The following is a 6,677-nucleotide window of genomic DNA, read 5'->3' as shown; positions in this document are numbered from 1 at the left end:
TCTGGAGTAACTGTCTTAGATCCAGCTTCCTTCTTATCGGCATAGTAATGTTCAACAACTGGAACTGTTTCTTTACCATAAGTGTGATTAGGTTGATCCCATGTTGTTGTACCATTTTTTTGTTTACCAGTAAAGGTGAAGTCATTTTGAACTTTAGCAGCTGGAGTATTATCGCCTGCTCCTTCAAACGTTACCGTTTGTTTAGTTGGTTTTGTTACTTCAGTTGTTTTTGGTACATAGATGATTGGTGTATCTTCACCTGGTTTATCAGGTGTTACAGGTGTTCCTGGTTGGATTGGTTGACCTGGTTTCGTTGGATCCTTTGGATCTGGAAGGTGTGGTTCATAACCTGGAACATCTGGAACGACCGGTTGACCTGGTTTTGTTGGATCTGTTGGATCGTTCGGATATTTAACACCTGGTGTTGATGGGAAGTTTGGATCGTTTGGTGTTTCTGGTTTTGGAACCAAGTTTCCAAGTGGTTTATAAGTAACCGTTTCTTCAAGATTATCTTGGGTAACCGTCTTAGTTGGAACGCTTGCTTTATCCGCATAGTAGCCAGTGACATTTGGTGTTGGCACTGACGCATAATCCGTCTTATTAGCTACCCATGGTTCATTTGGATTAAGAATTTCACCTGTAACTTTATCAAGTTCCAATGTACGTGTCCATTGTGCATTTTGTACATTGTCATTTGGGGTCTGACTTCCTGCACCTACATAATGAACAGTTGATGTTACATCTTTCTTCCATTGATCTGTCGCTGGGTACTTAGGACTATTTGGATCATTTGGATTGATTGGATCTGTTGGGTTATGTGGATCATTTGGTCCTACTGGAACTTTATCATGTTCCAACTTAACAGTGAATTCTTGATTTACAGAAGCATCATTATCATATTTCTTCTCATCTGCTGTAGCTTTAGTAAATCCATCTTCTACTAGTTTGTAACCTTTATTAACAAACTCTTGAATCTTGTTAGCAGTTGAGTAATCAATATTAGCTCCTGAATCACCTTCAACAGAATCGCTAGCTAATTCTTTATTATTAGCTGACACATCAACATAGCGAATTGTAGCTTTCTGTTTCTCTTTCTTATAAACAACTACAGTTTCATAGCTTCCTAAATCAGATTTAGCTACAATATTACGCCAATAAGTGTCAGAAATTGTTCTGCGACCTGCACTAGTTTCAATGATAGTATCTGCTGGCGCAGTAGAAGGATTGTAAGTATAAGAAGCAGCTACACTATCTGCATTGTCTCCTGCTTTTAGACCAGGAACATTAGTTGATAAAATTTCTGCCTTATAGCCACTTAGCTTAGGAGAAGTTACAGCAGTATAGTTGACAGTCTCATCGTTTGTCGTTCCTGCTACTCTCCATCCTGTATCAGCTTTACCATCGCCATCGATATCACCAACATTGTATTTTGCTTTACTGTAAGCAGTCAAGAATTCATCACCATTACTTACAGTTGAATTCTTCAAAACATCTTTAAATTGGTCCTGATCAATGGCAACCTCAAGAGTACGATTCCAATCAGATGATTGAATGACGTCATCTTTAACTGGTGTGCCATCTTCATAAACGTATTTGATAACATTTTTATGGATAGCAGTTGGATTGATAGTTGAACCGTTCGAAATCCAAATGTTTTGACGGTTATCACCAACAGGGTCAATACCATATGTTCTGTCGGTAGCTGAGATACCACCTGTGGATGAACCTGTTGGAACTGATTGTGCATTTGCAGGATTAATATCAGCATGGTTATTTTGGAAACCAGCAATACTCAATGCTCCACCCTGGATATTAGTCCAAACAGAACTTTGCTTGTTACGGCTCTGTGCATCTCTACCATCTTTATTCAATGAATAAACAGTATAAGTTCCAAGACCTGGATTAACGAGTGTTCCTGTTGGACCGTTAAATTCTACTCGGTTACCTGAACTAGCTGATTTATTCGAAATATAAAGAATATTACCATGACCAATATCTTCAGGATTATTACCTTGAGGAGTAGATGCAGGCAATTTACCAGTCACCTCTCCAGCTGAGAGTCCATCTGATTTAGTATAACGTAGTAATGAGACATAAAGCGGGTTGTTAAATTGGAAAAAGGTATTAGTACTATTACCTAATGCTACTGAAATCAATTCTGCATAGTAGTTAGTATTATCATCTCGAATATCTACAATAGAACCCTTATTAGCCTGGAATAATGGTTGATTCTTTTGGCCATTTTCAGAACCAAGTGAAATAACATCATCCCAAGCATTATCTCCGCGATCATCCATTTGTACACGGAATGTCGCATAATCATCTACAACGATACGACCATTTTCATTAAGACCAATATAGTTATAGCCGTCATAGCTACCTGAAGGGCCTCCACCACTTTTAGGACCTTTCCCTACTGAGTGGAATGTATTGGTTGAATTTTTACCGAAATTAACTTTCGAATTATTACCTAAGTCAATCGCAACACCGCGGCCTTTATTTTCAAAACGAACTTTAGAAGTTGCACCTGTTGTAAACTCAGCATTATTACCGGCCATCACACCATCACGACCAGTTAATTCAAAGGTCGCACCGTCTCCGATAATAACTTTACTTGGTCCATTCTTACGATTGCTATTTCCAGCACCATAACCACCGAAACGATCTTTATCTGTTACACCATCTCCAGGTCGATTGATACCAAGCGAAATACCTTGTCCGATACTAGTGTTAAGTACAAGTTTTGACTCTTTACCTGTTTCTACTGTACCGCCATCTGCCATAAAGATACCAGCATTATGATATCGAGCAGTATCTGTAGCATTGTCAGTGTTCATATTAATGGTTAGGTTAGCTCTATCTTGAACACTAACTTTAGCGCCACTTTCAAGAGTGATTGCATCCCCTTGAGAAGAACGGTTAAGTGTTAGACTAGCCCCCTCAGAAACAATGACAGCTTTAGCATCATGAATGTTTGATTCACGACGTTTATCTGATCTACCAGCTTGTCCCACGTTACGTTGAACATACTGAGTTTGTCCATTTCCAGATTGATAGCTATCACTAACAGTTGATGTTGTATTTCCTTTAATAACAACATTGGTGTTTCCACCACCACCATAAAGTGACGAACCAACACTGGTTACATTGTCAAAAGTAACAGTATTTGGACCACTTGTCTTAGATAAATCAACAGGTCCCTTTGAGTTAGCTGATGCCAATTTAAGGTTTTTGAAGTTAAGTTCCCAAGCTGCACCAGTTAATTCTAAGGTATTTGACAAAAGATCTAGACTAGCATTTTGATTTTCACCTTTGATTGTAAGTGGACGTGCTTGAGTGTTAATAGTGATTTTACGGTCAACAGATCCTGAACGTCCATTATCTGTATTACCATTATCACCTGCTGCTACGATATTACCTTTAACGGTAATTTCTTTAATACTACTGTCTTGAAGTGCTGCAATAAATTCACTCCAACTAGATACTTCTTTCTGAGCATCTACTGCTACTGTTGATGAAGCTGATGCTGCTGCACTCGTATCACGACGCGTACGACTAGAACGATTAGAATCATCCGAATTAGATGACTTTTGAGTTTTATCAGATGAATTTTCGTGACTATCAGTTTGACTCACTTTATCTGAATGATTTTCAACTGATGATTCTGAAACAGACTCATTAGATTCTTTTGCTGTCTCAGCCTGTGTATTTGTTGTTTCTCCTGTTGATGCATCCGCAGAAGTTGTTACACTTGGAGTTAAATCAAGTGTTGCAGATGGTTCAGTAGATGCTGAAACAACAGACGTAGGATCTGTCTGTTGTGCCGTTGTTGTTGAAGTAGTTACTAAACTACTCGAATCATCGCCGGTAACAGATTCCTCTGGTGTTACCGGTGTGTCGGTACTGGCAAGCTCATCAGCTTGTGCACCATGTGCTGCAAACAGTGCCGTTCCCAAAAGCACTGAGCAAACGCCGATTGAATATTTTCTCAAAGAAAAACGTTGGCGTCGATTAAAAAAATCTTTCATTTCATAAATTCCTCCCAATTGAATTATGATTCAATTGCTGTTGCTTAACATTTATGCTGTAACCGTATTCTACCCCTTTATAATTTAACTGTCAATAAAATTTTCTGTTTTTTTACACTAGTATGATTTTTTATAACAATACAGTATATATGTCATTTAACATAATGAAACAAAGATTACAACAAACAATCATCTTATTTTCATAATTTAACAACACATATCCAACATAGTTATGAAGATTAAAAATTAATAATACATTATAATTTATAATAAATTTATATTATTTGCAGTAAATTAAAATATACCTAATTTATAAAATTTTTGATTAATAAAACGTGCTATTTCTTAATGATGTGTCCTACTTTACTATGAAAAGAGCACTAAGAGTAGTCAAGATATTTCTCGTCACCAACCAAACACGTACCATCAATGGTGTGACTTATCATTTTGATGAAAATGGACGTGTGGAGCAATTGTAAGATAAGTCCGCAAATCGACTAAAATTATTCTCATTCGTCATATAGATAAACGACAAACAAAAAGTCCAAATCAAACAATTGATTTGGGCTTTTTGTTAGGTAAAGAATTTATTAGTCCTTTTTCAGTCTTTTTAGGTGTTTATAGAGACCGAAGGCCCGATCCAGTTGCATAGATTCGATAGGACGTTTGCCCTTGATATAGAGATTTCCATTGGTCGCATTCATCAACCCTATCTTAGAAATGGCATAGCCGGTAATCATGCCACTATAAAGGAATTTTTCCAATTCCTTGACATCTAAAACTCTGCTTGAAGGTTCAAGAATACCATATTCTGCCTCATAAATCTCGACAAGTCTTTTAAACTTATAGGCTGTTTTTATGGGCATATCTCCGACATTTCCCTTGGCATAATAATGATAGAGATTCTGTGGGCTTAAGTCTGCAGATGCCACCTCTTGACCATTGGGCGAGTAAGGTTGTGATTTAATGAAAGTATTAAGCTTGCCAATATCAATGTGGGAGTCGCTAACATTTTCCTTAGGAACAGGGAAGTCATTCCTATCAACAATCTCCCTTCGTCTTATAGTTGCCAACAATTCATAAGGCTCGACTCTAAGTCTTTTGGAGAATTTTTCCAAAGTATCAAGCGAAACAGTTCCTGTTTGATTGATTAAATTATAGTTGGTTTGAGCCATACCAGATGATACCACAAAGGCTGTCATGCGTTCTCTGACTTGGCCTTCATCCATATCTTCCGTAATCTCTAGCTTCTTACGAATGTTGTTCCACAAGTTTTGCGTGACCTGATTAGGATCTCGTGGAAACTCAAAACCCTCATGCTGATTATCTCGAGCTAAGAGCTTCCCAAGTGTAATGTTTTTCCCAGTCACCTTGGCAAGACCGTTAGTAATGGTTACAATCTTTGGAATATTTCCCTTAGGCTTGTTCATGAAAAGCATCCGAAGGCTTCCTGACGGAATCCCCGTAGCTTCTGAAAGCTCTTTGTAACTCTTCTTGTCTTTCCAAAATTCTCCCATACGAGCTTTTTCCGCATTTTCCCAGAAAAGCTCCTTAAGGGATTTGGGGGTATTCGGCTCATCCAATAATAGTCGTTTTGACATAATTGTCTCCCTCTAAAATTGCTGTTTAAACTTAGTCCAAGTCTATTATCTCATATTTTTAATAAAAATCAAATCAATCCCTAATCAATAATCATTACAATCAGCTAGTAGTTTAGAATTTTTCTTGGGTTAATTTAGCACAAAAACTCCCCTCGTTTAAGTACGAGGGGAGCTGTTTTACTAATAATTCCAGTTGACCAAAAGATAAATGAGGCTTGATCCAAACATATCCGCTAAAGCATGGGCTAGGAAGAATGGAAGGAGGTTTTTGACCTTGTATTTATAAAGGAAATAATAGAATAGACCAAAGACCACACCGATAACCAGAGCCCATAGCATGCCCTGATAGGTATGGAAGGACACACGGACAAGAGTTGAAAAGAGCAAGACCCACCACTTATACTTATCCTTAACCGAGGTCAAAAGTCCTAGGAAGAAAAATTCCTCGTAGAAACCGTTTAGCAATCCATAGGCAATAGCCATAGGTGAGAGAGCCAGAAACTTATTAAGCACGGCCATAGGGCTAACAAAGGCTAAAACTTGAGGGCTAAAGTAATTATACTGTCCTGACAAGGTGCTAACCATATCTGCGAAGAGACCCATGATAGCGAAAATAAAGGGTACCCAAAAGAGAACCGACCACTTTAGGCGTATAGGTAATTGTTTAAAGTCAAAATGACGTATCCAGAGATATATAATCGCTAAGGTTAGGAGAATAATCTGCAAGGTGAAATTGCTAGAGTAGGCTGCTCCTTCACTGGCTGTATTTGTTGACGTCTCAGTAACTGTTGTCGCTACGGTCGGAGCCAAACTTGCCACATACATCTGCGTCGAACGAACAATAAACTGACCAAACATAATGAGCGTAACAATACCGATATCAAACCATCTCAGTTCCTTGAGCGGCTGCTCAGGATGAATTTTCTTGAGTAAAGTCATAGTCTCTCCTTCTTCCTCGTATCTACAACGAAAGGTCGTTTTTTCTTTAACTCTATTATAAGTAAAAATCCTTTAACTTTCCCTAAAATTTGCAGTAAAATTAGTAATC

General features: G+C 38.0%; 3 protein-coding genes. All 3 read right to left on the bottom strand.

The features are described 5' to 3' along the window. A partial coding sequence (locus ACYVQ1_RS04695; RefSeq protein ID WP_461258408.1) for a mucin-binding protein occupies positions 1-4,028 on the bottom strand: 4,028 nt, incomplete at its 3' end. A 590-nt stretch (positions 4,029-4,618) separates the two neighbouring features. After that, the gene (locus ACYVQ1_RS04690) at positions 4,619-5,629 is read right to left on the bottom strand and encodes a hypothetical protein (RefSeq protein ID WP_461249991.1); all 1,011 of its coding nucleotides are present in this window, start codon (positions 5,627-5,629) and stop codon (positions 4,619-4,621) included. A gap of 180 nt (positions 5,630-5,809) precedes the next feature. Then, the gene (locus ACYVQ1_RS04685; RefSeq protein ID WP_461249990.1) at positions 5,810-6,568 is read right to left on the bottom strand and encodes a CPBP family intramembrane glutamic endopeptidase; all 759 of its coding nucleotides are present in this window, start codon (positions 6,566-6,568) and stop codon (positions 5,810-5,812) included. Positions 6,569-6,677: the final 109 nt, after the last annotated feature.

This window comes from Streptococcus parasalivarius, assembly GCF_054785155.1.
The sequence above is the reverse complement of the archived record's forward strand: the minus strand, read 5'-3'. Positions and strand labels throughout refer to the sequence as shown.